21 protein-coding genes are annotated in these 26,783 nt (G+C 66.8%); 13 read left to right on the top strand and 8 right to left on the bottom strand.

The genetic code is table 11. From position 1 onward, the window contains the following. The first annotated feature begins 59 nt into the window (after positions 1-59). From hpt to folE, 3 genes are all read left to right on the top strand, one after another. Positions 60-1,847 carry a hypoxanthine phosphoribosyltransferase gene (gene hpt, locus MJ797_RS08315; protein WP_239333488.1) on the top strand — a complete coding sequence of 596 codons (1,788 nt, stop codon included), beginning with the start codon at positions 60-62 and terminating at the stop codon, positions 1,845-1,847. A 299-nt stretch (positions 1,848-2,146) separates the two neighbouring features. Then, positions 2,147-4,315, top strand: a complete 2,169-nt coding sequence (gene ftsH, locus MJ797_RS08310) for an ATP-dependent zinc metalloprotease FtsH (protein WP_239333416.1) — start codon at positions 2,147-2,149, stop codon at positions 4,313-4,315. Further along, positions 4,270-5,007 (top strand): GTP cyclohydrolase I FolE, encoded by a 738-nt coding sequence (gene folE, locus MJ797_RS08305; protein ID WP_374581743.1) that lies wholly within the window; start codon positions 4,270-4,272, stop codon positions 5,005-5,007. Before ftsH ends, folE begins: the two co-directional genes overlap by 46 nt. A 169-nt stretch (positions 5,008-5,176) precedes the next feature. Here the strand turns inward: folE and hisG are convergent, their stop codons facing one another. Then, on the bottom strand, positions 5,177-6,022 hold the full coding sequence (gene hisG, locus MJ797_RS08300; RefSeq protein WP_239333414.1) for an ATP phosphoribosyltransferase: 846 nt from the start codon (positions 6,020-6,022) through the stop codon (positions 5,177-5,179). 51 nt (positions 6,023-6,073) lie between these two features. After that, a complete protein-coding gene (locus MJ797_RS08295) occupies positions 6,074-6,337 on the bottom strand; it encodes a phosphoribosyl-ATP diphosphatase (protein WP_239310411.1) in 264 nt (87 codons plus the stop codon). A gap of 305 nt (positions 6,338-6,642) precedes the next feature. Here MJ797_RS08295 and MJ797_RS08290 point away from each other — a divergent pair, with 305 nt between their 5' ends. The 3 genes from MJ797_RS08290 to MJ797_RS08280 all read left to right on the top strand — a co-directional run bounded on the left by MJ797_RS08290 (position 6,643) and on the right by MJ797_RS08280 (position 10,534). After that, entirely contained in the window at positions 6,643-7,437 is a 795-nt protein-coding gene (locus MJ797_RS08290) for a Cof-type HAD-IIB family hydrolase (protein ID WP_239333413.1), read from the top strand. A gap of 86 nt (positions 7,438-7,523) precedes the next feature. After that, positions 7,524-9,098 carry a TldD/PmbA family protein gene (locus MJ797_RS08285; protein ID WP_239333486.1) on the top strand — a complete coding sequence of 525 codons (1,575 nt, stop codon included), beginning with the start codon at positions 7,524-7,526 and terminating at the stop codon, positions 9,096-9,098. Continuing rightward, positions 9,095-10,534: a metallopeptidase TldD-related protein gene (locus MJ797_RS08280; protein WP_239333411.1), complete on the top strand. Its 1,440-nt coding sequence runs from the start codon at positions 9,095-9,097 to the stop codon at positions 10,532-10,534. Before MJ797_RS08285 ends, MJ797_RS08280 begins: the two co-directional genes overlap by 4 nt. 102 nt (positions 10,535-10,636) lie before the next feature. Here MJ797_RS08280 and MJ797_RS08275 read toward each other — a convergent pair whose 3' ends face one another. From MJ797_RS08275 to MJ797_RS08265, 3 genes are all read right to left on the bottom strand, one after another. Next, positions 10,637-11,236 carry a bacterial proteasome activator family protein gene (locus MJ797_RS08275; protein WP_239333409.1) on the bottom strand — a complete coding sequence of 200 codons (600 nt, stop codon included), beginning with the start codon at positions 11,234-11,236 and terminating at the stop codon, positions 10,637-10,639. A gap of 70 nt (positions 11,237-11,306) precedes the next feature. Then, positions 11,307-12,320, bottom strand: a complete 1,014-nt coding sequence (locus MJ797_RS08270) for an NAD(P)H-quinone oxidoreductase (RefSeq protein WP_374581739.1) — start codon at positions 12,318-12,320, stop codon at positions 11,307-11,309. A 42-nt stretch (positions 12,321-12,362) separates the two neighbouring features. Further along, positions 12,363-13,112 carry a DUF1778 domain-containing protein gene (locus MJ797_RS08265; RefSeq protein WP_239333405.1) on the bottom strand — a complete coding sequence of 250 codons (750 nt, stop codon included), beginning with the start codon at positions 13,110-13,112 and terminating at the stop codon, positions 12,363-12,365. An 847-nt stretch (positions 13,113-13,959) separates the two neighbouring features. Here MJ797_RS08265 and MJ797_RS08260 point away from each other — a divergent pair. From MJ797_RS08260 to MJ797_RS08245, 4 genes are all read left to right on the top strand, one after another. Next, on the top strand, positions 13,960-14,628 hold the full coding sequence (locus tag MJ797_RS08260) for a SigE family RNA polymerase sigma factor (RefSeq protein WP_239333403.1): 669 nt from the start codon (positions 13,960-13,962) through the stop codon (positions 14,626-14,628). A gap of 647 nt (positions 14,629-15,275) precedes the next feature. Further along, positions 15,276-15,839: a hypothetical protein gene (locus MJ797_RS08255; protein ID WP_239333401.1), complete on the top strand. Its 564-nt coding sequence runs from the start codon at positions 15,276-15,278 to the stop codon at positions 15,837-15,839. A 248-nt stretch (positions 15,840-16,087) separates the two neighbouring features. Continuing rightward, positions 16,088-16,510, top strand: coding sequence for a hypothetical protein (locus tag MJ797_RS08250; protein ID WP_239333399.1), 423 nt, complete (start codon positions 16,088-16,090; stop codon positions 16,508-16,510). Further along, on the top strand, positions 16,507-16,911 hold the full coding sequence (locus MJ797_RS08245) for a DUF3817 domain-containing protein (protein WP_239333397.1): 405 nt from the start codon (positions 16,507-16,509) through the stop codon (positions 16,909-16,911). The genes MJ797_RS08250 and MJ797_RS08245 overlap by 4 nt, the downstream gene beginning before the upstream one ends. Before the next feature lie 124 nt (positions 16,912-17,035). Here MJ797_RS08245 and MJ797_RS08240 read toward each other — a convergent pair whose 3' ends face one another. From MJ797_RS08240 to MJ797_RS08230, 3 genes are read right to left on the bottom strand one after another with little or no spacing between them, the layout of a single operon-like run. Then, the gene (locus MJ797_RS08240; protein ID WP_239333395.1) at positions 17,036-18,106 is read right to left on the bottom strand and encodes a right-handed parallel beta-helix repeat-containing protein; all 1,071 of its coding nucleotides are present in this window, start codon (positions 18,104-18,106) and stop codon (positions 17,036-17,038) included. Then, positions 18,103-20,541, bottom strand: a complete 2,439-nt coding sequence (locus MJ797_RS08235) for a nitrous oxide reductase family maturation protein NosD (RefSeq protein WP_239333393.1) — start codon at positions 20,539-20,541, stop codon at positions 18,103-18,105. Before MJ797_RS08235 ends, MJ797_RS08240 begins: the two co-directional genes overlap by 4 nt. Before the next feature lie 10 nt (positions 20,542-20,551). After that, positions 20,552-21,793 carry a glycosyltransferase family 2 protein gene (locus MJ797_RS08230; protein WP_239310423.1) on the bottom strand — a complete coding sequence of 414 codons (1,242 nt, stop codon included), beginning with the start codon at positions 21,791-21,793 and terminating at the stop codon, positions 20,552-20,554. 386 nt (positions 21,794-22,179) lie between these two features. On the opposite strand from MJ797_RS08230, the gene MJ797_RS08225 reads away from it, so the two are divergent. From MJ797_RS08225 to MJ797_RS08215, 3 genes are all read left to right on the top strand, one after another. Next, complete coding sequence (locus MJ797_RS08225) at positions 22,180-23,517, top strand: UDP-glucose/GDP-mannose dehydrogenase family protein (RefSeq protein ID WP_239333391.1); 1,338 nt, start codon at positions 22,180-22,182, stop codon at positions 23,515-23,517. A 738-nt stretch (positions 23,518-24,255) separates the two neighbouring features. After that, a complete protein-coding gene (locus MJ797_RS08220) occupies positions 24,256-25,122 on the top strand; it encodes a DUF3558 domain-containing protein (protein ID WP_239333389.1) in 867 nt (288 codons plus the stop codon). A 107-nt stretch (positions 25,123-25,229) separates the two neighbouring features. Then, a complete protein-coding gene (locus MJ797_RS08215) occupies positions 25,230-25,751 on the top strand; it encodes a hypothetical protein (RefSeq protein ID WP_239333387.1) in 522 nt (173 codons plus the stop codon). The last annotated feature ends 1,032 nt before the right edge of the window (positions 25,752-26,783 follow it).

Below are 26,783 nucleotides of genomic sequence, written 5' to 3'. Positions count from 1 at the left end.
GGTCTCGCGTCATGCCGCCGGTCGTACCCGCGCATGAACGCCACGCGGGAGTAGCCGCCATGCGGGGATGCGGGAGCGTGGCCGAGGTCCGGGTCGCTGTCCGCCGGTCGATCGCCGGCCTTCCGCCGGGAAGCCTGGTGCTGGCGGCCTGCTCCGGTGGGCCGGACTCGCTTGCGCTGGCCGCCGCGCTCGCCTTCCTCGCACCTCGCCGAGCGCTGCGCGGCGGGCTTCTCACCGTCGACCACGGCTGGTACGAGGGCTCCGCGGCGCGGGCGGACACGGTGGCCGCGCAGGGGCGGGAGCTCGGGCTCGACCCCGTCGAGGTCCTGACGGCGCACTCCCGGCGCTCGGAGGGAGCCGCCCGCGACGCCCGCAGGTCGGCGCTGACCCGCGCGGCCGAACGCCTGGGGGCGAGCGCCGTGCTGCTCGGCCATACCCTCGATGACCAGGCCGAGACGGTGCTGCTGCGGCTGGCCCGCGGCTCCGGCGCACGGACGCTGGCTGGTATGCCGCACTCGGACGGGCTGTTCCGGCGTCCGCTGCTGGAAATCCGCCGGTCGGCGACGCGAAGCGCCTGCCTTGCCGACGGCCTCACCCCGTGGGACGACCCGACCAACGCGGACGAGGCCTTCGCCCGCGCCCGGGTTCGCCACCGTGTGCTGCCCATGCTGGAGGATGCCCTCGGCCCGGGTATCGCCGAGGCTCTGGCCCGCACCGCCGACCTGTTGCGGGCGGACAGCGAGGCGCTCGACGCCGACACGGCGGTTGTCTACGACCAGCTGGTCCTGCCCTCCAGCGCACCGGTCCGCATTGATCTGGACCTCGCCGGTCTCGCGGCCCTCAGCGCCGCGCTGCGGGGCCGGGTGATGCGGCGAGCGGCGCTCGCGCTGGGAAGCGCACCGGCCGGGCTACGGGCTGATCACATCCGGGCCATGGACGAGCTGGTGACGAGATGGCGCGGGCAGAAGCCGGTCCCACTGCCCTCAGGCGTCATCGCCACACGCACGAACAGCAGGATCTCGGTGTCACAGGCGGCCGGCTCCGAGACGTCGGCGTTCCAGGCGCCGGCCGCCCGGACATCCGGATCCGATGCCGCGGGCCAGGGCGACCGATGCCGTCAACCGGTGCCTGCGACTGCCAGGCCGCGGACCTGGCCAGGCATCCCCACCGCGCACGCCGCAGACGGCGGCGAGCCGCATGGAAACACCAGGGAGACTCAGGTGATCACCAATGCGCACACGGTGCCCCACCGAGCCGGACCGGACGGAACCGGAACCGGGGATCGGCCGCCGGCCAGCCCGCACCCGGACATCGACGAGATCCTTGTCAGCACCAGCGAGATCGCCAGCAAGCTCAGGGAGCTGGCGGCGCTGGTCGATGCCGACTACGCCGGCCGCGAGGTGCTGCTCGTCGGTGTCCTCAAGGGTGCCGTGATGGTGATGGCGGACCTGTCCCGGCTCCTGACGATACCGCTGACCATGGAGTTCATGGCCGTGTCGTCGTACGGCTCGGCGACATCGTCCTCTGGTGTGGTGCGCATCCTCAAAGACCTGGATCAGCCCATCGAGGGCAAGGACGTCCTGGTCGTCGAGGACATCATCGACTCGGGCCTGACCCTGTCGTGGCTGCTGCGCTACCTGCGCTCGCGAGGACCCGCGTCCGTGGAGGTACTCGCGCTGCTGCGCAAGCCGGAGGCGCTGGCCGTTGACATCGACGTCCGCTATGTCGGCTTCGACATCCCGAGCGCCTTCGTGGTTGGCTATGGCCTCGACTACGCCGAGAGCTACCGCACCCTGCCATATGTCGGGACGCTGACCCAGGAGGCGATCGAGCGCGGTGCCCGGTGACGCAAGGACCCGGCAGACCGCCAGCGTCAACCGGGATGCGGCCGGCCGAGTCGAGAGACCTAGGCTACCGCGCACTGGGAGGCCCTACTGAGCGCCACGTACTCCGTCAGCCACCGGCCTGTTCAACGAATCGCCCATTCAGGGCACCGCGGTGGAACGGGACGCTTCCGTTGCCCGTTGCTCGGATGTACGCGCGGTAGGGCGCGCGTACCGGCGGTACCCTCGGCACAAGGGAATCCCGAACGAGGGCGGCACACACGTCAGGAGGGTGGAGCGCGCGTGTCCAGCGCTCCAGGCAGATGACTCCAAGAAGAATCTTCCGCAGCTGGGTGCCTCTGCTGCTCCTGGCCCTGTTTGTGATCATTCTCACGACCGGGGTGTTGTCGGGGTCAAGCGAGTACTCCAAGCGTGACCTGAACTACATCCAGCAACAGATCGAATCGGGCCAGGTTGCCAGCGCCACAATCCAGGACTCCAAACAACGCATTCAGATCAAGACAAAGGACGGCTCGAAGTACGAGTCGTCCTACGTCACCGACCAGGCGGTCGGGCTCGCCGGCGAACTGCACAGCCAGCGGATCGCCTACGAGGTCAAGGTCGAACAGGGCAACATCTTCCTGTCGCTGCTGCTGAACCTGCTCCCGGTACTGCTCGTTGTTCTCCTGCTGTTCTTCTTCATGAACCAGATGCAGGGCGGCGGCAACCGGGTCATGAACTTCGGCAAGTCCAAGGCCAAGCTCGTCAGCAAGGACACGCCGAAAACGACCTTCGCTGATGTCGCGGGTGCCGACGAGGCGATCGAGGAACTCCAGGAGATAAAGGAGTTCCTGGAGAACCCTGGCAAGTTCCAGGCCATGGGAGCCAAGATCCCCAAAGGTGTGCTGCTGTACGGGCCGCCTGGAACAGGCAAAACCCTGCTGGCCCGAGCGGTCGCGGGTGAGGCCGGGGTGCCCTTCTACTCGATCTCCGGCTCGGACTTCGTCGAGATGTTCGTGGGTGTCGGCGCAAGCCGGGTACGGGACCTGTTCGAGCAGGCCAAGACCAACGCGCCAGCGATCATTTTCGTGGACGAGATCGACGCGGTGGGACGCCACCGCGGCGCCGGGCTCGGCGGTGGCCACGACGAACGCGAACAGACCCTCAACCAGTTGCTGGTCGAGATGGACGGGTTCGACGTCAAGGGCGGCGTCATTCTCATCGCGGCGACGAACCGGCCCGACATCCTGGACCCGGCGTTGCTACGGCCGGGACGGTTCGACCGGCAGATCGTTGTCGACCGCCCCGACCTCCTCGGCCGCGAGGCGATCCTGAAGGTGCACGCCAAGGGCAAGCCGATGGAACCCGATGTCGACATGCTCATCATCGCGCGCCGCACCCCGGGGTTCACCGGCGCGGACCTCGCGAACGTGCTCAACGAGGCCGCGTTGCTCACAGCGCGGTCCGATCAGAAGCTCATCTCCCCCGCCCTGTTGGAGGAGTCGATCGACCGGGTGATGGCCGGGCCGGAACGCAAGAACCGGGTCATGAGCGACAAGGAGAAGAAGCGGATCGCCTACCACGAGGGCGGACACGCCCTTGTCGGGCATGCCCTGCCGAACAGCGATCCCGTCCACAAGGTTACGATTCTGCCCCGCGGCCGGGCGCTCGGTTACACCATGCAGCTGCCGCTCGAGGACCGTTACCTGCGCACCCGATCGGAGATGCTGGACGAGCTCGCGATGTTCCTGGGTGGACGGACCGCCGAGGAGCTTGTCTTCCACGAGCCGACCACGGGCGCCAGCGACGACATCGAGAAGGCAACGAAGATCGCCCGCGCTATGGTCACCCAGTTCGGCATGAGCGACAAGCTGGGGGCGCTGAAGTTCGGCGGCGAGAGCAACGAGGTGTTCCTCGGGCGCGACATGGGCCACCAGCGCGACTATTCCGAACAGGTCGCCGCGGAGATCGACGCGGAGGTTCGGCATCTGATCGAGACGGCGCATGACGAGGCCTGGGAGATCCTCGTCCAGTACCGGGACGTGCTGGACAATCTCGTCCTGCGGCTGATGGATGTCGAGACGCTCGGCAAGGACGAGGTCCTGGAGATCTTCGCGACGGTCCAGAAGCGGCCCAGCCGCGGTTCGTACACGGGTGTCGGCAAGCGCCTCCCGTCCGACCGGCCGCCGGTGATGACCCCAGCCGAGCTGGGGCTGACCAAACCCGGCGGCGTCACGGAGCTGATCCCCAGCACCACAGCCGGTCAGGGCAGCCGCACCAACGGTGCCGCGCACGGCAACGGCGGCGGCCTGTCGGCGAGCAGTGGGAATGGCTCCGGGACCGCTCAGGTTCCCCCTGATGACTCGGCCAGAACGGCGGAGCAGAACCCGGACGGTGGCGCGACCCCCGCGGAGCCAGCTTCGAACACCCCGAAGATCTCCAATCCATGGGCACCGCCGACACTGCCGAACGACGACAGGGGACGCCGTTGACGGCCGATTACGGTCTCGCACCTACCGGGTACACATCTTCAGCTCCCGTCGACATTCCCGTGGATGCAGCTGGGATCGGCGTATCCGAGCGGCAGCGGCTGGAGCCGGAATCACGGCTGATCCGTCCCTTCGATCACGACCGGGTGGCTCGCGCTGTTCGTGAGCTTCTGATCGGCATCGGGGAGGACCCGGATCGAGAAGGCCTGCGTAAAACCCCCGAACGGGTCGCGCGGGCCTATCAGGAGGCGGTCGAGGGCCTCGGGCGGGACCCGTCCGAGGTGCTCACCACCGTTTTCGACGAAGGTCACGAAGAGATGGTGCTGGTTCGCGACATCGACTTCACGTCATTGTGCGAACATCATCTGGTCGCGTTCGCGGGCAAAGCGCATGTCGCCTACATCCCGAACGAAAGCGGGCAGATCACCGGGCTGTCGAAGCTGGCGAGGCTCGTCGACCTGTACTCGCGCCGTCCGCAGGTGCAGGAACGGCTGACGACCCAGATCGCCGACGCGCTCGAGCGGGCGCTGTCACCCCGTGGAGTCATGGTCGTGGTCGAGGCCGAACATCTGTGCATGTCCATGCGCGGAGTCCGTAAACCAGGAGCCCGTACGGTCACCTCAGCCGTACGTGGCCAGTTCCTGAACACCGCGACCCGTGGTGAGGGGATGTCACTGATCCTCAGCCATCGCTGAGTGAGGGCTCATCGCGGGCTGTCCGACGCCGACCCTGACAGCCCTGATGGCCCTGACAGGGCAGAGAGGCCGGGCCTGTCAGGGCCGTTTCCCTGCTGTTTCGGTCCCTGCCCTGCCTCCTGGGCGTGGATGAGCCGCTCGCTGATCCACGCCCCTGTTGCCGGTCGCGCTAAAGGCGGCAGGCTCGGATCGAGGAGACGATGATGCCTCGGGCGCCGATCTCCCACAGGCCATCCATCACTCGGTTCACCTCGGCGTGTGGCACCATCGCTCGCACGGCCACCCAGTCCTCGCGTTGCAGCGGTGAAATCGTCGGCGATTCGTAGCCCGGGGTAATCCCACATGCTTTTTCAAGCAAAGACTTGGGGACGTCGTAATCCATAATCACATAACGCCGAGCGACCAGCACACCCTGGATCCGGCGCAACAGGCGCTCGTGGGCGGGGACGAGCTCCAGGCCCTTCTTCACGAAGACGACGGCTTCAGAACGCAGCACCGGCTCACCCACCAGAGCCAGCCCGTGAGCACGCAGCGTACGCCCGGTCTCCACCACGTCCGCGACGACATCGGCCACTCCGAGCCGGACAGCCGTCTCCACCGCGCCGTCCAGTTTGACAATGCGGGCGTCGATGCCACGGTCGGCCAGGTCGGCCGCGACCAGCCCGGGGAATGACGTGGCGATGCGCGTCCCGGCCAGGCCTGCGAGATCATCCAAGGTGCCCAGTGGCGCGGCATAGTGAAAGGTCGAGAATCCGAACCCGAGCGGCAGCAGCTCGTCAGCGGCGACGCCGCTGTCGATGAGGAGATCGCGGCCGGTGATGCCGATGTCAAGGTGCCCCGCCCCGACGTAGACGGCGATGTCACGGGGCCGGAGAAAGAAAAACTCCACATCGTTCTCGCCGTCAGCGATGACAAGTTCCGCCGATTCTCGCTGCGCCCGGTAGCCGGCATCGACGAGCAGCTGACTGGATGCCGTGGCCAGTGCCCCTTTGTTGGGCACTGCTAGTCGAAGCATCATAGCCCCCGTGTCACGGTTTGGCACCGGCTGCGCACAGCAGGCCCACTGTTACAGCCTTGAGTATACGTCGGCCGGGGTGAGACCCGCGGAAATCATCACCAACTGGCTCCAGTACAGCAGTTGTGACAACTCCTCCGCGACCCGTTCGGACCCCTCGTACTCGGCCGACATCCAGGTTTCAGCAGCCTCTTCGAGCAGTTTCTTCCCGATATGGTGAATCCCTTTCTCAAGGGCTGCGACGCTACCCGATCCAGGCGTTCGTTCACGCCATTTTCCAGCCAGCTCCAGATACAGTTCATCGTACGTTTTCATCGTCGCGGAGACCCTGCCTTCCCACCGGTCACAAAAATGATCATTCTGGCCGCTGAAAGGATCTGTCCGCTGTCCGGGCTGTCCGGAATCCGGCAGGCCCGCGCTCGACAAGCACCACGACGGAGCTTCCCGCAGCCAGGAAGCCTCGTCCAGCCGGACGTGAACATATCGGGAGACCACCCAGATGGTAACGCACCACCGCCCCGAGCGGGCGGGGGCCAGCCCGGGAGCGGGTGCACGAATCCACCGCCCGACCACCACAATCCGCCGCCGGCCCCGATCCGCATGCGGTTTACTGAACGACTGTGTTCCATCCCGCGCTCGTCGCCACCGACCTCGACGGGACCCTGATCCGAACAGACGGCTCGGTCTCCGCTCGTACCCGAGCCGCGCTGCATCGGGCCAGCGACGCCGGCGCGCTCGTCGTGTTCGTCACCGGCCGCCCGACACGGGTGATGGCCGAGATCGTGGCCCAGACCGGCGCGTCGGGCCTGGCAATCTGCGCTAACGGCGCAATCGCCTATGATCTGGACAGCCATCGCGTGGTCAGGCATCGCACGCTGGACGTCACCACCGCGCTGCGCCTGGCCACTGAAATCCGGGCCGCCATACCGGACGCGTCTTTCGCGGTGGAAAGCGGCAGCCAGTTCGGACGGGAACCAGCCTTCACCACGATATGGCCCGATCCGCACGAGCGTGTCGGGGATATAACCGAACTTCTCCTGACAATGCCCGCGACGAAGCTGCTGGTCCGCCGGGAGCTGTGTGAGATCATGTTGGCCAGCGCCCGGGCCACGATCGTACGGATCGCGGGCTCGGCGGCCGAGGTCACCACATCAAGTCACGATCTCGTCGAAATTGCCGGCGCGGGTGTCTCCAAGGGTGTCGCCCTGGCGGAGATCGCGGAACAGTACAACATGCCCGCGCGGAACACGATCGCTTTCGGTGACATGCCGAACGATCTACCGATGTTCGCCTGGGCCGGGCACGCTGTCGCGGTCGCCAACGCCCATCCAGACGTCCTCGCGGCGGCCGATGAGATCACCGCCTCCAACGACGCCGACGGTGTCGCCCACGTCATCGAACGCATCTTCCCCTGAGCTTGCCCATTGAAGAAGATCATTTTGATGGAGGCCAGGATGAGGTCATGGCCACATCTGCCACCACCTCGGCGGGGGGCGCTGGGATGGGCGGTGCCACGGGCACCGGCCCGGGCGCCTCCCATCCACCGTCCCATGACATTGATCCCGATTTCCTGGCGCTGCCCCGCGCGGCGCTCGCGGACGCCGCGCTGCAGACCGCCCGCGACCTTGGCGTGACCCACGCCGACATCCGCATCGAACGGACCCGCGACGCGTCGTTGTCGTTCCGCGACGGCGGTCTGGAAAGCCGTGGCGACAGCCAGTCGGCCGGCTTCGCCGTCCGGGTCGTCCACGGCGGGACGTGGGGATTCGCCGCCAGCGTCGACCTCACCACCGACGAAGCGGTCCGGGTGACCAAGGAGGCCGTTGAACTCGCGCGGGTGGCCCGGCCGCTCAACAGCGAACCGGTGGAGCTGGCCGACGAACCCGTCTACACCGACGCGGTATGGGTGTCGGCCTACACGGTCGACCCGTTCACGATCGAGACCGCCGAGAAGATCGAACGGGTCGGCGGGCTGTGCCGCACGCTGCTGGCCGCCCCGGAGGTCGACCATGTCGACGGCAGGCTCGGGCAGGTGATGGAGAACAAGTTCTACGCGGACCTGGCCGGGACGACCACCACCCAACAACGGGTCAGAGTGATCTGCCAGCTCGAGGCGACCTGTGTCGATCGCGCCGCCGGCGGGTTCGAGACCATGCGCACGATCGCGCCACCCGTCGGCCGCGGCTGGGAATGGCTGGTGGCGGGCACCGCCGCGGGCTGCTGGGACTGGGACGCCGAAATCGCGCTGATCCCGTCCCTGCTGGCGGAGAAGAGCCGGGCGCCTTCGGTGGAGGCAGGCCACTACGACCTGGTGATCGACCCGTCCAACCTGTGGCTGACCATCCACGAGTCGGTCGGCCACGCCACCGAGCTCGACCGTGCGCTCGGCTACGAAGCCGCGTACGCGGGCACCTCGTTCGCCACCCTCGACAAGATCATGTCATTGCGCTACGGCTCCCCCGCCATGCACGTCACCGGCGATCGCACCGCCCCGCACGGCCTGGCGACGATCGGCTACGACGACGAAGGCGTGCAGGCGGGCCAGTGGGATATCGTCCGCGCCGGAACCCTGGTCGGCTACCAGCTTGACCGCAGGATGGCCGCGCAGAACGCCGCAGCCCTGGGCACTGGTCGTTCTAACGGCTGCGCGTTCGCGGACTCCCCCGGGCACGTGCCGATCCAGCGGATGGCGAACGTGTCACTGCAACCGGCACCGGACGGTCCGTCCACGGAGGAACTGATCTCCCGGGTGGAGCGCGGGATCTACGTGGTTGGCGACAAGAGCTGGTCGATCGACATGCAGCGGTACAACTTCCAGTTCACCGGCCAGCGGTTCTACGAGATCCGTGGTGGCCAGCTCGTCGGGCAGCTGCGCGACGTCGCCTACCAGGCGACCACCACCGACTTCTGGGGGTCGCTGGAAGCCGTGGGCGGCGAGGCGACCTATGTCCTGGGCGGCGCGTTCAACTGCGGCAAGGGCCAGCCCGGCCAGGTCGCCGCGGTGAGCCACGGCTGTCCGTCCGTGCTGTTGCGGGGCGTCAACGTCCTTAACACCCAGCGAGAGGCAGGCCGGTGAGCCCGCTGCGGTCCCACGAGGTTGTTGAACAGGCGCTGGCGTCGTCACGGGCCGACGGCTGCGTAGTGATCGCCGACGAGTCGAGCACGGTGAACCTCCGCTGGGCCAACAACACGCTGACCACCAACGGCGCGGCCCGGGATCGCTCCGTCACCGTGATCAGCGTGGTGGGCCGCGCGTTCGGGGTCCGCTCCGCGAGCGATGTCACCGACGGCGACGCCCTGACGAAGCTGCTGCGTTTGTCCGAGGCTGACGCCCGCGAGGCTGAAAACGCCGACGACTACGCCGAGCTGCTTGGTTCCGACGCCGGCACCACCCAGGCGGGCTCGTACGGCGGGACAGCGGCGGCCGCGCGCGCGGTGGCGGAGGCCGCGGCGACCTTCGCCGACCCCGCGCAGCGCACCAGCACCGGTGTGTTCGCCGAGTTCGCCCGCGACCTCGGCGACGCCTTCGACGCGGCGCGGGCCGACGGGCGCCGCCTGTTCGGCTTCGCTCAGCACGAGCTGACCACCACCTGGCTCGGCACCTCCGCGGGGCTTCGGCTACGCCACAGCCAGCCGTCCGGCTCCGTGGAATGGAACGCCAAGAGCGCAACGCCCGGCGGCTCGGTGTGGCATGGCCAGTCAACACACGATTTCACCGACGTGTCCGTGCCGGACACCGACGCCCTCCTGCGCCAGCGCCTGGCCTGGGCCGCACGCTCGGTGGATCTGCCGGCCGGCCGCTATGAGACGTTGCTGCCACCGTCCGCCGTCGCGGACCTGCTCAGCTATGCCTACTGGTCGGCGGCTGGCCGCGACGCGGCCGAGGGACGCACGGTCTTCAGCCAGGCCGGCGGCGGGACCAGGATCGGTCAGCCACTCGGCCCGCCCGGCCTGCACCTGTTCAGCGACCCGTTCGACCCGGAGCTGTCAGCGACACCGTTCGTCATCGCGACATCCTCATCCGCGACATCCAGTGTGTTCGACAACGGGCTGCCGCTGCGGCGCACCGACTGGATCACGGACGGCACGTTGACCGCGCTGCTCCAGACCCGAGCGTCGGCCCGCGCCAGCGCCCAGGCTGTGACCCCGTTCATCGACAACCTGACCCTCGATGGCGGCGGGACCGCCTCGCTGGACGAGATGATCTCGAAAACCTCTCGTGGGCTGTTGCTGACCTGCCTGTGGTATATCCGCGAGGTCGACCCGCGGCTCCTGCTGCTGACCGGGCTCACCCGTGACGGCGTCTACCTGATCGAGGACGGCGAGGTCACCGGCACGGTGAACAACTTCCGCTTCAACGAGAGCCCGGTGGACCTGCTGGGCCGGCTTACCGAGGTGGGGACCACGGTCCGGACGCTTCCACGCGAATGGGCGGACTGGTTCACGCTTGCGCGGATGCCAGCTGTGCGCATCCCCGACTTCAACATGAGCTCGGTCAGCCCCGCCAGCTGACCGGGTGGCAAACCCATGACACGGGCCCAGTCCGGCCGCGCGGACCGCACCTATGGATATATCACCTATGGATATGTCCAGCCGGCTGCATACAGCCGGCGTCTACAGATAGGCGCCGCGACCGAACTGCTCTCCGGACTGGGAACCGCTCGGCAGCGCCCGCCGCCGCATCTCCTCCAGCTGGGCCCGCGCGGCCATCTGCTGGGCGAACAGCGCCGTCTGGATGCCGTGGAAGAGTCCTTCGAGCCAGCCGACGAGCTGGGCCTGAGCGATCCGGAGTTCGGCGTCGCTCGGCGTCTGTGTCTCGTCAAAGGGGAGAGTAAGCCGGCCCAGCTCGTTCTGAAGATCAGGCGCGAGGCCACTGGAGAGCTCATTGATCGAATTACGGTGGATCTCCCGGAGGCGGAGCCGGCTTGCTTCATCCAGCGGTGCCGCCCGCACCTCCTCCAGCAGCTGTTTGATCATCGAGCCTATCCGCATAACCTTGTCCGGCTGGGACACCATCTCCATGAGCATGTTCGACTGGTCGCCGTGACCGTCACCGCCGCTGCCGCCGTCAGCGCCGCCGCCGGGGACCGGGGACGAGGCCGTGTCGCCACCGACGTCAGCCGGCGCCATCCGTGAGCTGGCACCCGCCGTAGCGGCGTTCACAGCACCGTCCGGTCCAATGATCACAATCTGTGGGTCCGGTTGATCTGCCATGGGTCCATCCTGCCTGGTCGCTCCGGCAAACATGCGAGCAGGATGGAGATGAGTCCCGACCTGGCCACTTTCAGCAGTATTCGGAGTATTCGGAACCCGGCAGCGCCAGTAGGACCTTGCCCACGTGCCCGAGAGCCTCGACGTGCCGGTGCGCGTCAGCGACCCGCTCAATCGGGAACACCCGATCAACGATCGGCATGATCGCCCCTGCCTCGACCGCCGGCCAGAGACGTTCGCGGACAGCCGCCACGATCGCCGCCTTCTGCGCCTCCGGCCGGCCACGCAATGACACCGCGTGCACGACGCCCCGTTTCGCCAGCAACATCCCGAGGTTCAGTTCGCCCCTGCCGCCGCCCTGAAGCCCGATCACGACGAGCCGCCCCTCGACGGCCAGCGCGGCCACGTTGCGAGCCAGGTAGGAAGCACCCATGTTGTCGAGGATGACGTCCGCTCCGCGGCCGTCGGTGAACTCCTTCAGGCGGGCGACGAAGTCCTCGTCCCGGTAGGAAACAGCACAGTCGGCTCCGAGCTCGCGGACCCGGGCGAGCTTCACCGGGCTGCCCGCGGTGGTCACGATGGTCGTCGACGGCCGGAGCGCCCGCGCCGCCTGGATCGCGAACGTGCCGATCCCCGACGCTCCGCCGTGCACGAGGAACACCTCACCGTCGCTCAGGCCGGCCAGCCCGAACACCGTCGAGCAGACGGTGGCGGCGACCTCGGGCAGCCCGGCCGCCGCCACCAGCGACACACCAGCCGGCACCGGCAGCACCTGGGCGGCGGGCACGTTGACCCTGGTGGCGTACCCACCGCCGGAAAGCAACGCGCAGACTTCGTCGTCAACCCGCCAGGCAGTCACGCCGTCACCAACCGCCGCGACCCGGCCGGAGCACTCCAGCCCGAGCACCTGGGAAGCGCCTGGCGGAGGCGGATAGAGACCCTGTCGTTGCAGCAGGTCAGCCCGGTTGACTGCGGAGGCGGCCACCTCGATGGCCACCTCACCCGGACCAGGGAGGGGCAGATCGGCCACCTCGGCCCAGGACATGACCTCAGGGCCACCTGGCGACATCACTGTCACGGCATGCACAGATACACGGTATCCGTGTGCGGCGGCGCTCCGGCGCCACGCTCAGGACGGGATCGCCAGCCGCAGATCACAGACACGCAGCAACAGATGGTAGGGGTCCGACGGCGAGCCGGAGAAAATCTTCAGTTTTCGGCACCACTCCCGAGCCGAGGCGTCCTCGACATGAATGATGAGGATGGGTGTGTGGGCTGGTCCCGCCGCATACGCGGCCTGCCGCAGAGCATCAGCCACAAGTACCCGGCCGACGCCGCGGTGGCGATCCGCGAGGTCGACACCAACCCTAGAAATGATCAATACCGGTGTCTGTCCGCCATCCCCCACCAGGCTGCCGCTGGACAGCGCGTAATAACCAGCGACATCGTCTCCGGAGCCCCGCCGGATGACCCGCACCCGGTTACGCCCGCTCCGCGCCGCGGCGAGTGCCTGTTCCCGCAACCAGGTCGTTGTCGGCAACGATCCGCAGTCGAACGCCGAACAGCGATGATGAGACGCAAGCGTTTCAATATCATCGAACCCGTGCGCGCCGCTGCCGTGCCCGGCTGTTTGAAGAAGGCTCGCAAGCCCCGCCGGCAGTCGCGGGGGCTTCGCAACCAGCGCGCCGAGGCTATCTTCCTGTTCGGTCGAGAGGCAGAAGAGCCGACGGTCCGCTAGGACGTCGGTCGCCGCCCTGGTGGCATGAGCGATCACGAAATCGGCGACCGGAATACCTGCCGCGTCGCTGGCCGCGGCCAACAGGCGCCAGGCGTATCCGTTCTCGCCGGTACCGACAGGATCAATCTTCACCATCGACATCCGTGAACCTCCAGCACCCCATGGCATTACTCTATGAACATAAATACTGTACCCAGAGTAACAGACGACGAATCATCCCAACACCCGGCGGTTGGGCACGAGCCGCCGGCATCCTCCGCGCGCCGCAGCCTGGGGCTGGGGCTGGGGCTCATGGCGCTGAATGACGCGAGGTGCGCATCCCAGCCCCGCGATAAGAGCGCCCCCTGTTGCCGGTCGCTCTTACGCCGCGGGAAACCCAGGCCACAACCAGTCCAGAGGCCAGGGCCCGCGCGGGATACCGAGGGCATCCCGCGCGGGCAAGCATGCCGGCTCGGGCTCGGGCTCCGCCGGAGCGGGCGTGGTGTACGGCGACGGTTCGTGCGGCGCGGGCGGGAGGTCTGGGGCGTCCGGCAGCAGGGGGCCCGGATCGTCCGGAACGGGAACGTCCGGATCAAGCGGGGGTGGCGTGCCAGGCTGGTGGGGACGAACAGCCTGCTTGGGTTGAACGTTGACGCGCGGCGCAACCATATGCGCGGGAGTACCCTAGCCGGCGGTGCGAGGAAACATCACCATCGAGATCCAAAAACGGCCGCGGCCCACTCATCAGGACCCCGCTCACCGCGGCGGCGAACGAGCGTACGTTACATGTAGCTACATAAAGTAAACATCTAGCTACGGCACGTAGCTCTATATAAGAAAAATTTTGATCATACCATGTTGTCGGATTGCCAAGTTACGCCAACCCGATCGAGACCGCGCCCTGGCGGTCAGACATACTTCGACTGCGTTGCCCGCGGGGCTACCCCTCGATCATCATCGAACCGCCGGGAACGCGTCGGCCATCGGACGAGCTACAGGAGCACTCCGGTTGGAACGGGACAACTACACCGATGGTGACAGGTCCGCCAGCCCGGAAGCGGAGTTCCACGTCTTCTTCGAACAGCATCATCGCCAGCTCGCGCGGCTCGCCTACCTGCTGACCAACGATCACGACGCGGCTGACGACATCACCGCCGACGCCTTCACCGCGGCCTGGCGGCACTGGGCCAGGGTGCGGCAGGTGGACAATCCCCTGGCATACATGCGCCGTACCGTCGCGAACATGGCAACCAGCCGACTGCGGCGGATCATGCGCGAACGGCGCGGTCTGGGGATGCTCGGCAACATGGCCGAGACCAACAGCGTCGACACCGACGTACCGGCCGTCGTCGACGTCCGGGCCGCCTTGATGTCGCTTCCCGCTCGCAAACGGGAATGCGTGGTGCTCCGTTACGCATTCGACCTGTCAGAGCATGAGACCGCGCGCACCCTGGGAATATCCGTCGGCACGGTCAAGAGCCAGACGTCCAAGGGCGCGGGCGAGCTGGAACGGCTGCTGGCGGCAAGCGCCCATGAGACCGCGTGGGCGGCGCCGTCCCCACCGGTGGCCACCCCCCCGGCCAGAGGAGGGACGAAAACAGGCGCGCGCAAGGGGCTGTCGCGCCCGCGGCGGGACGTTGACCCACCGGCGCGATTGCGGGGAGGAGAAGCCACGTGACAGGCGCCCGTCGCGGGCACGGTGGCAGCCGCGCCAACCGCGCTAGCCACGCCCACATCGAGGCCGAGTCATGGCTGCCGGCCGCGCTGACCAGAGCGGCGTTGACGCACGAGCCGAACACCGCCGAAATCCGCGGACGCATGGCCAGGGCGGTTGGCGGCACGCCATCGCCAGGCGATCGCGCCCGTGCTCCCCACACCAGCCGGCAACGCGCGCGCTCAGCGCCACGCAGCGGCCGGCGATCGAGGCTGAGCCGCTCCGCGTGGCCATTTCCGCGCCGCCCAACTATGATCGTCATCGGCATGGCCACCGGCATGCTGAGCATCGCCGCGATCACCTTGATCGGCGCACGGGCCATCCCACCGTTCGACGACCGCCGACCCATCACCGCGATAGCGGCACCAGTGCCTTCGACCTCAGCATCGCCCCACTCCCCGGCGCTGCCAGCGTCACCCACGAACTCCCCCCTGGACGGGCCGGACCAGGCTGAGCCGACCGCGGCGCCATTCGCGACAAATACCACAACGCCCGCCGCCCCCCGGGCCACGGCAACGACATCGATCACCGACGATCAACAGATCGAAATCTCCTCATTCGCAATTCCAACACAAAAAATCACCCTTCCATTGCGAAACTGTAGAGATTGGGTGCTCTACGGGCTCGGGAACACTTTCCCCGTCCGGGAACAAGCGCGCGCGGACCTTCGCAACCCCCTCATCGGCCAGCTCGGCATTGTCGGGGCCAGCCCGACGGCGGTGACCGGAACGAGGGGCCGTTTCGACTGGAGCGGCGGCAGGCCGCAGGCGACCGGCAGGGATTACACCGGCCGCCTGGCCGTACCGGCTTCCGGTGAGCTCAAACTGACCGTCTCGCTGGCGGCGGCCGCGGACGGCCACCTGGACCTGTATCTCGGCACCCTCGGAGTCCGCGGCGAGGTCCAAGCCACCCTCGACGGACAGCCCGGCCCCCCGGCGTCGCTGGCGGCACCTCCGGCGGGCCGCTGGGCCGACACGGTTGTCCGGATCAGCTTCGGCGCCGTCACCGGGCCGCGCAGCCTGACGGTCACGGTGTCGGCCGCGGCCGGGGACAGGGACGGTGATGGCCAGTTCCAGGGGTTCCAACGCGACGGCGGGACCTCGTCCCGGTGGCCGTCAGGAGCGGCGTCCTCGGGACAGATCGCACTTGCCGCGGCCGTACTCCTCGAGGATTAGGAGCGCCGGGCAACAGTGGCCGAACCGGCCCGTCCCACAACCGCAAAGAGATGTCCCGGACGCGGCAACCATCCAGCGAGCTGGAGCGACTGGACATGTGAACGTACGGATGGTTCGTCCCTGGAGATCTTCATGATCGACCAGAACGCCGTTCCGTGCGTTTCGGCCTGCTCGTTCCTCGCTAACCCCCCCCAGCCGGGGCGAGCAGGCCGCCCCACCGGGCATGGACCGGAGGTAGCGTCACAGACGTGCGCCGAGTCCTCTTCTCACCCTCGTGGCTGTTCCGCCATGCGCTCGCGCTCTTCCTGATCGGCCTTTTCGCCCGACTCGGCTGGTGGCAGTGGGAGAAGGGGCAGTCCGCACGCGGTACGCTGCAGAACCTCTTCTACGGAGTAGAGTGGCCGATCTTCGCTGCTGCCGTGGTCTTCGGCTGGTGGCAGATGCTGCGTGAGGAACTTCACCCGACGCCGGCACCGGAAACCGAACCGAGAAGCGCGCCCCCGCTGGGAGCGGATGGCGCGGCTCGCGCCGATGCCTACCGGCTCACCATCGACGACATGACCGAGAGCACCATCGACGACGAGGAGGGTGAAGCGGAGTTGGCCTCGTACAACCGTTATCTTGCCGCGCTGCACGAACGGGACACGTCATCAGGGCCGAGGACGCGGTGAGCAGCCCGGCCGATGACACCGCGCTCGATGCCCTCCGGGCTTCGCCCACGTTGTCGACAGCCAGCGGCCGGACAGGCCGTTACAGCGAGCAGGCGATCCGTGGCGCACTGCTGCGTTTCCGGGTACTGGCATACGTGGTGGGCGTGGGGCTGATCACCCTCGTGCTGATCGGCGTGCCGCTGAAGTACCTGGCGGGCACGCCGGTCGTGGCCGAAACCGTGGGTCCGCTACACGGGTTCCTGTTCATGATTTATCTTGCCCTGACCGTGGACCTGGCATCGCGCTGCCGGTTTCGCCCCGTCCACACTCTTGCGATCATGATTGCGGGAACCGTGCCGTTCCTGTCGTTCGTGGCCGAGCGAAAAGTCACCCGGCAGGTGCTGGGAGGCGGAACCAGCTGAGTTGACGGCCAGCTGTCCTGCCCCTGAGCGTCCGGTCCTGGCGGTGAATCCGGGGGTCAGCCCGCGGACCGGAGATGGTCAGGCTGGGCGCAGCAGGGAAGGGCACGGTCAGCCGGGGCCACGGTCAGGAGCAGGTGGCGTTGGAAAAACCCGCGACCGCGCCCACAACCTGGTTGTCACAGCCGACCACGTTCCCGACGTCCTTGTCATGGAGGTAGATTCCGAAGCCGGTCGCGTTCACCACGAGCGTGTTGTTCCGGATGATGTTGCGGCGGCCCCATCCCTCCTTCACCACGTGTTCCTGGATGCCGTCCTTGAGCGCCCCGCCGCCCTTGCCCGTGTTCTTCTCGACGATCCACCCGTTACCCTTGAGGTCAATCCACGAGTCACCGCCGTCATCGGTCATCCTGTCGCTGGACAGCACGTTCCCCGAGATAAGACCGCCAGTACTTCCCTCCTTGACGTCGATGTTCTCGGCGGTCGTTCCAGCGATGTTGTTGCCGATGATGAAGTTACGGTCGCTGGCGTCCGGGTTACAGTTCGAAATCTTGCACCAGTTGTTGTTGGCGCTGCCGATGTAGATACCCTCACCGAACTTCGCGGACCGGTGCCCGGTGTCGCGCACGGTGTTTCCGGTCACCAGGTTGTCCGAACTGGCGTCACGCAGGTGGATGGCCTCGTCCCCGATAGCGCTGACGCTCAGCCCGGCGATGACGCTGTGCTGGGTGGCATCCGCCATCACGCCCTTCTTGCCATTGCGGACGCTGAAACCGACCAGCCGGATGAAAGACGCATGATCGAGATGCAGAACGTAGTCGGCGTCATCCCCGCCGTCCAGCACCGCGTTGGTCGAACCGCACAGCCAGATCGGCGCGCCCTCGGTACCGGCCTTTGTGACGACGAACCTGCCGGTATACGTCCCGTCGGCCATCCGGATGACAGCGCCTGGGCCCGCCGAGGCCAGTGCGCTCTCGAGGTCGGCGGCGTCGTGGACGGTGGGAGCGCCCGGCGGGCAGACAGCCTGCTGCGCCTGGCCGGAGAGCGCGACCCCGTCCGCCAGCGCGGTGGGCGCCTCCGGCACGACCGATTTCGCATCGTCACCATGACAGGAGGCGGTCGCCGTGGCGATCGCTACGGCCGCGGTGGCCGTGGCAAACAGCCGCAACCGCCCCTGGCGTATGGCGACAGGCGTCACTCCGGGTCCTTTCGCCCATGACGGTCGCGGCTCCGGCCATTGTTGTAGGAAATCATCGCCCGAGCCGGCCCGACGGCGTCGAGTTTGACCACTGACACGCCTTCGTCACTGACTATGGTCGTGGTGTCCTCATCAACGGCATTCGGATAGCCCTGCGGTTCAGCTGGGTGAGCGTTCCACTGCGGGAATCGGTCAGCTGACGGAGCGAGCTCCGGCCGGATCGCCGGCTGGAAGTCGTCGTCGTAACCATGAGCGTTCCCATAAAAACTCCCGTTCCCATTCCCGTGCCCGTTCAACGGGTCGTCCTGGTACCCCCGGATCCGGTCACGCTGAAACCGCACGTCCATGGTCGGGTTGTCATCCTGGCTGAACGGGGCATGCGCCCGCTCCGGTATCCGGCGCTGGAACGTCTCCGTCGGGCCGTCCAGCGGTGTCCGCAGGGCCGCAGGCACCAGTGCGGCGCCGGGATCGGCAGCGGAGGTACCAGGATCGAACCAGGGCGCGTCGGCGGGCCGGGGCTGGCTGCCCCCCGGCCGCTGCTCCGCGGCCGCTCCGCGGTGGCTCGGCACACGGGGCCTGGCCTGCCCCGGAACCATCGGCATCCGTTCGGGATCCGCCGAAACCGGCGGCGAAGCGGACGGCATGGCAGCTGCTGCCCCAACGGGCACCGCCGCATCCTTGACGCCAACGGCTGCCAATGCGGATCTCTTCGGATCACTCACCTTGTTCATCCGCTGCACGAGCAGATCCGACTCGGGATAGGGATGCTCCGCCGCCCGCTTGCGCCAGCGGCGCCGGATGCGCCAGCCCAGAATCGGCAGCAGCGCCATGAAGGACCAGACAAACAACGCGGGGTGCCGCTCGAAGATTGAATACCAGGGCCGCTCGACCCGTGGAATCCAGTTCGAGACATCGTTACCGGTAAGGGCAGCGCCGGTGATCCCAGTAGCTTTGTTGATGTCCACCGCACGCCAGCCTCGGCCGGACAGCGTGTTGTTACCTATCGTCGTCCCGTCGGCCTGGCCCCGGATCGAGACAGCGAACTCAGTCGCCCCCGATATCGTGTTCCGGCTGATGATATTCGTCGGCGCGTCCTGGGTGATGATCCCCATCCGGCCGTCGGACAACTTGTTGGTTGTGATCGCCGTCCGCTTGGCGTCCGGCCCCACCTGTATCGCGGACTCGGTGACACCGCTGACCGTGTTGTCGACGATCTGAGTGCCGTTCGCGCCACTTTTGATGACGATTCCCACGGTACTGCCCGCGACCGTGTTACCACGGACGGAGGCATCCTCACCGCCGAGGACGCGAATGCCGTAGCGGCCGTTGTCGGTCAGTTTGTTGGCCTCGATGACGGTGCCCTTGACCTGATTGATCTGTACCCCGGTGGCGGTGGCGACAAGGCCGATGCCGCGGCCGTCCAAGGTGATGCCGTCACCGCTGTTGCCAGAGATCGTGCTGCGCATCACCCGGGAGCCTGACGCACGGTCGATGGTGATGCCGTCACCGTGGTTCGCGATGGCGGTACTGCCGGAGATGAGGGTGCTGACCGCGTCCCGGTGAACGGCAAGACCGGCCCGGTCGTTGCCCTCCAGCCGGACATTGATCATCTGAATGCCCTCACTACCGGAGATGTAGGCACCCCAGACGTTGTTGATGAACGTGGAGTTGGCCGCTCCGCCGGTGCTGGGCTGCCCCTTGCTGCCCGTCCAGGCGAGCCCACCGGTACGGCCGTTCCAGAAGCCGAGGTTGGCCACGCGCGCATTACGCACGACAAGCTCGCCACCCATCGTGCGGATGTAGCCACGCCCGTCAACCGGATTGAGATCGGGCTTGAGCTCCTTGACATCCCAGGAGATGACATTCATCGGCTGCTGGGGATTACCATTGATCTCAATGGCACCACGCCAACTGGTCAGCGCCACGAACCCAGCCGCGCTGCTGGCGAGCCGCAGCGTCCCAAAGCGCTGGTCGATGATGAAGCGCGCGTTCGGCCCGACGACGATGCTGGTCAGCTCAAGGAGCGCGCCGTCGACGTCCTTGCGCATGCCACCGGCCGCAACGACGTCCTCGACCGTGTAGGGAGCCGGGCGGCCCGGCAGCAGCAGGGTGGGCAGGCTGCCCTGGGTCTGCACGATGGACGGCGCCTTCAGCACGCCGAACTTCGCGAACATCGACCGCAGCCGGAGGTCCTCGGTATCGACCAGGTTGGACTGTTGCTTGGCATCCGCGGAGGTGACCGGTGGCAGCGGTGGCAGCGGCGCGGCTGCCGCGGTGCCCACAATGCCAGGAGTGAACGCGAGACCTGAGACTACCGCCATAAACATCCCGACGAGCGCGCCACCGGCTCGCGCGTGCGCGCCGTGCCGCGGACGGCGACGGGCATCGGGCAGCAAACGCCGAGCAGCGGAGAGTCCGGACATCGGGGTGATCATGAAACTCCGATCATTTTTGACTCATCCGAACAGACGCGTCCGACTGCCCCTCGCCGCCGATCAGGTCGGCGCGGCGGGTCAGCCAGCCCTGCTTGTTCATGGAGATGAACGCCCATGTCTTGATCGGAAGGGCGACAATTACGATCATCAAAACAACTACCGGGAGGATGAAGATGTCCCGCGGATGCTCCCGCAGGTGCGAGAACCCACGGACGGCACGTCCACCCAGGAGCCACGCGATGGCAATCAGCGGAGCGTTCGCCTGCGGGCGCGCTATCCAGAACCCGAGGTAGGTCATGGCCACCCCCATGGTGACCGGGGTCAGCAGGATCTGCAGAACGCTGATCTGGCAGATCAGCGGCTGCCGGAACAGCCAGCCCTTGTAGATGGCCGTGAGATAGCAGCGGTAGGAGTTACGGCTCCACCGCACCCGCTGTTTGATGAACGGCTTCAGCCCGTCCGGGAACATCGAAATCGCGCGGGCCGAATCCTGGTGCATGGTCTTGTAACCGGATGCCAGGGTGAGCCAGGTGAGGCGGCCGTCGTCCCCAGCGATACAGCGCCGGCCCAGGAAGAACTCGTTCTCCAGATTGTGGAGCACGGGGAGAATGGCCTCGCGGCGGTAAGCCGCCGTCCGGCCGGACAGACAGGCCACGGCCCCGGCTCTGCCCTGCGCCGGCACGTAGTCGAGGTAACGGATGTCGACCAGCCAGTTCGCTACCCTGCGCCAGACACTGGTACGCGCATTGTAGACGCTCTGGCGGGTACCGACCCCGCCGACCTTGGGATCGACGAAGGGCATCTGGACGGCGGCGAGCAGGCCCGGCTCCCAGGCGGTATCGGAGTCGCAGAGGACCACGATCTCCTTGGTTGCCGCGGAGATACCGACACCCAGCGCTGATCGTTTCCCCTCGTGCACGAACGGAATCACCCGCATGACCGGATTGTCGCGGGCGTGTCTGGTCAGTCGCCTGATGAGCTCGGTGTCCTCGACGTCTGGAACGATGATGATCTCATCGGGATCCTGGTCGAGCCACGTCTTGAGACAACGCTCAATGACGTCAGGGTCCTCCCGGAAGGAGGGGACGACGACGGACGTCGAGGCGCGGAAGTCGTTCTCGGTCGGCTTGTAGCGAGAAGACAATACCCGTCGGAACAACCACACCGACCACGAGATCACTCCAGCGATCCCGAGAGGAACAAGCCCCCAGTACGATCCGATGCGGTCGATCACGGAACTGAGCGCGTCCATTGCCTAACGGTTTCCCTCCGGAGGCTTGCCGAAAGACCTACCCGAGAAAGTAGATGTCCGCCGGCCCGCCCTCATCATGTCGGCCAAAAGAATGGTCGTCAGGTGTGCGGGCCAAACAACCCCCACCCCCCATAGCAGTGCTGGAAGGACGCTAGCAGTGTGATGCAAATCGCAGACACACCGGGGGTCTCGTTGCTACCGAACGCACTTGCCCTGCTACAAAAAACGCCGATCACGTTGAGTAGTTTTACTTTAGCTCCACCAGATGCAAGCATAATCTTTCTTCTCCGCGGCACATGACCCGGACTTGCCTAACGTTAACGGATCATGTCAAATCCGCGACACCCAAAGTAACATTACTGCCAGCTGGGGGTTTACGTTATATCATGGAAGAGACAACAGTTGTTAGTCCGTTGAGAATTTCCGTAATCGGGACCGGCTACCTGGGCGCGACCCACGCGGTCTGCATGGCGGAGCTCGGGTTCGAGGTCATCGGCGTTGATGTTGACCCAAACAAGATCGCGCGTCTCGCCGCTGGTGAAGTGCCCTTCTTCGAGCCAGGGCTGGAGGAGCTGCTCCGGAAGAACCTGGAGTCCGGCCGGCTGTCATTCACGACCTCCCTCGCCGAAGCTGCCACCGGGGCTGACGTCCACTTCATCTGTGTCGGGACACCGCAGCACCCCGGCTCGAACTCGGCGGACATGCGCTACGTCGACTCCGCTGTCAGCGGGCTGATCGCGGGCGGGCTTCGCCCCGGTTCGCTGGTCGTGGGCAAGTCCACGGTCCCGGCCGGAACCGCTGCCCGTCTCGCCGACTGGCTGGCCGCCGAGGCGCCCGGGGTCGAGCTCGCCTGGAACCCCGAGTTCCTGCGGGAAGGCTTCGCGGTTGACGACACCCTGCGCCCGGACCGGCTCGTCTTCGGCGTGACAGCCGATGGCACGGCCGAGGCGACGCTGCGCCGGGTCTACGGATCGGTACTCGAGGCCGGGACTCCCCTTGTCGTCGTCGACTACCCGACCGCCGAGCTCGTCAAGGTCGCGGCCAACGCCTTCCTCGCCACCAAGATCTCTTTCATCAACGCCATGGCCGAAGTCTGCGAGGTCACCGGGGCCGACGTCACCCACCTGGCCAAAGCCATCTCCTACGACACCCGGATCGGCGGCCGCTTCCTGCACGCCGGCCTCGGCTTCGGCGGCGGCTGCCTGCCCAAGGACATCCGTGCCTTCCAGGCGCGCGCGACCGAACTCGGCGCGGGCGAGTCGGTGAAGTTCCTGGCCGAAGTGGATGCCATCAACCTGCGGCGGCGCAGTCACACCGTCACGCTCGCCACCAGGCTCCTGGGTGGTGACGTCACCGGCAAGAAGGTCGCGGTCCTCGGCGCGGCCTTCAAGCCCAACTCCGACGACATCCGTGACTCCCCGGCCCTCGCCGTGGCCAGCGCCCTGCACCAGGCTGGCGCAACCGTCGCGGTGCACGACCCGGCCGCCATCGAAAACGCCCGGCGCGCCTACCCTGATCTCACGTACGCCGACAGCGCCGTGGATGCCGCGACCGACGCGGACATCGTCCTGCACCTCACCGAATGGATGGAGTTCCGCGAGCTCGACCCGGCCGCGCTGACCGCGGTCGTCTCGGCCCGCGTCATCATCGACGGTCGTAACGCCCTCAGCCCCGTCCAGTGGCGTGCCGCCGGGTGGGACTACCACGCGCTCGGCCGGCCGTAGGCTCGCTTCACCCCAGCCCGTTCCACCTCAAGCCCCTTCGGCGGGTCTGTCGGCACCAGCCGGAGCGCCATGTGATGACCGCAACGGCGCTCCGGCCTGGCTGCCCGGCAGACAGGGCGCGACGCCCGCGCCCGCCGCGAGATACCTACCCGGATCCCGACCAGCCGCGGTCCGCGCCGCGGATTCCCACCCGGTGCCGCGCACCCCAGCCCCGCGATGCCGCATCCCCTGTTGCCGGTCGCGCTCATAAAATCCCAGATCGGCATGCTGAGATCGCCGCCCAGCAGGCAGCCCCCGCGACCCGATATCTGATGAGTTCGCCACACTGGTATAATTGGTAAAATAATTCCGGAATTAGAGCGCCCGGCAACAGAGGCGTGAATCAAAGAGCGGGGTTGGGGTGCGTGCATCGCGAGACGGCGGAGGATGCGCCGGAGGTATTGGGCGTCGACCGACGAGGCGGGGCGCCTGGGCACCACGCGGCGATGCCCAGAGAGCGATAACGCGAGCCGCGCGCCCCAGCCCCGCAATACCGCATCCCCCATTATCAGTCACACTTAATTGTGAGTTCAGTGGCGGACCGCCGGGGGTCGACAAATGAACGACAAGAACGGATTTTGCCAGCCTGGAACATCTGGTCCGCCAGCCGTCCGGTCCGCTGACAGCACGATCGTTCTTCCGTCACCACCGGCCCGGACCCGACGGGCCGTCCTCGGTTCGGCACTCGGTCTGCTGGGCGTGGCCGCGACGGGCTGCTCGAAACCCAAGCGCCCCTTCGACCCGGCCAGCGAGACCCTCCCGCCGGACCCCTCAGTGACGCCGAGCGCGAGCGCGGCACCGCGGTTCCTGGACACTGGCGCGGCGGACTTCTTCGGCAAGGGCCTCACTCCGCAGCAACGCGCGACTTTCGGCCTGGACCGGGCGCAGATACTGCCCTCCGACGACCCCCGCTTCCAGCAGATCGTCCGGGTCTCACTACCGGCGGGCGACACGTTCAACGATCCCAAGGCCCAGGTTTACAACGATGGCAACACCTACGGCGGCAGCCAGCTCTTCGTCGCCATGGAGGGCCGACCGACCTTCGAAATGTACCTGCGCTATTATGTGCGCTTCCCACATGATTTTGATTTTAGAAAAGGAGGGAAGCTCCCCGGGTTCTACGGAGTCATCTACAACAAAGGAAACGATCAACGTACCGACTCCGACCGGAGCGGTTTCGCCAGCCGGTTCGCCTGGCGCAAGGAAGGCGAAGGGATCGTCTACTCGAACACCGCCCGCCCAGACGCACCGGTCAAAGTTTCCGGCAAGAAGTCATGGACATGGGAGCTTAACAAGTGGATCTGTGTCGAGCAGGGTGTCCGCATGAACTTCGAGACATTCTCTCAGGGGCTGCTGGATGTCTGGATCGACAACAAGGAAACCGTCAAAGAACACGGCTATAACCCACGTATTTCCGACAAGGTCCGCATCGGCGGCATCATGTTCTCAGCCGTGTACGGCGGCGGGGACCGGTCGTTCGCGCCCGAGACGGGCACCACCATCGACTTCGCCGCCTTCGCCATAGGTGAGCAGCGAGTGGGCCCGCTGCCCGAGGCCGCACGCTGACCAGGCTCTTTTCAGAGCACACGGCGTGCCGTAGCACTACACAGAGCGATAACCACGATAGAACCTCCTCCATCGGCATGTGAATGATCCATGGTCCTGGAGGTGTCATGTTCCCGGTCGGTGCGTTCCGCCCCGAGACGGTCAAACTCACGGTTCGCGGAGTAAGAGCGCCCGGCAATCCAGTCCTGTTGCCGGAGCCGCTCAAGCTCGGCGGACGCAGGCTCGCCCAGAGTTTCATACTGGCGCTAGGCCTCCTGCTCTCGTCCATGGCCGTGTCCTGGGGCTCGCCCGCGACCGCCGAAAGCCGGCGGGCAGGTATCCCGCTGTCCGCGACGCACTGGTATGCGCTCCCCACCGCCGCCAACGGCTGCCACCTCAACCTGCGGTCCGGCCCGGCAACTGGCTACCAGCTCCTGATCCGCCTCTCCAGTTGCGAGAACGGACCCTGGTGCTGGTATCAGAGCCCGGACTGCGCCCACGCAACTGTGGACGAGGTGATCGCTGGACGCTACAGCTGCCTCGACGAACAACGACGGAGAGTCACGTCAAATCGCTGGACAGTTGTGGCACTGACCAACTCCAGATGGGCGTATGTTGCTTCTCGCTGCGGGTCGACACGCCAGCTGTGACCCTTGGTGACGGGGTGCCAGAATCCAGGCGCCGCCAAGCACGCGCAGGAATCACGACCGCAGCCGTTGGCCGCCAGCCGTTGGCCGCCAACGAGCCCTTTCATTCACCAGCGGTGGACAAAATGCTACAAATATGACTGCCGGCCGCTTGTCGACCACATCCGACAATGGCAGGACAGGCAGCGCCGACGAGCCAGAATTCGCCATCCGGCGCACCGGGCCGGCAGGCGGATAGCGCCTTTTCCACGCGCTCGGCGAGCCAACCGGCCTGGATGCGACAGAAAACCGCCCTGGTACGGACAAAACATCCGCGGGTCACGTCGATGAGGTCTCTTTCGGACGCGGTCGAGCCGTCCACTCCTCAGCGAAGCGGTCGGCCCTGACAGGGGACGCCCTGCGGGGCTGCCGCCCCGGCAGGTGATCCGATGGTCAGCGCCGCGGCGCCCGACCAGAACGGATCACGAGTCCTGGCTGGCATTCCGCCAGATGCGCATCGAACCCCTGCAGGTCCTGCCAGGTGGCATGACAGATCCGGCAATGTGTGGCGTCCGGCTCGGTCCACCGGGCGCTACAGCCACCGCATGATGCCGGCGCTGGTACATCACGGCTCCTGGCTGTCTGGCCGGCATTGCGGATCGGCAGTGGCAGCATCGGCTGAGCACGCCGCGGCGTGCGGGTTGACGAGGTTTGGCGTCGGATCGGCACCCGGTCATCCTGTCGCAGAAGGTGACAACCGTCGCGCAACCTTTTCCGACGGGCGCGGCAACGAGACTCAACACCCCCCATCAGTTCTCTCCGTACAAAACTGACTACAGAGTGACATCATCCCATGAAACTCGCGTGCCCGGCAGACCACCCGGCATAGCTGACGACCGGCTGTGTCCGCGGGCACAGCAGTCCGCGGGCACACCCAGTCCGCCGACGCAGCCGGACATGGCCCGCTCCAAGCGGGCGGCACCCAGGCGGTTGGTCGTCAACATGGCCACCCACGCCCACCACAGGCACTCGCCACGGCAGCGGCGCCAGCGCGGG

The sequence above is a fragment of the Protofrankia sp. CiP3 genome (assembly GCF_917627345.1).
Classification (GTDB): domain Bacteria; phylum Actinomycetota; class Actinomycetes; order Frankiales; family Frankiaceae; genus Protofrankia.
This window is presented reverse-complemented; position numbering and strand designations above follow the sequence as displayed.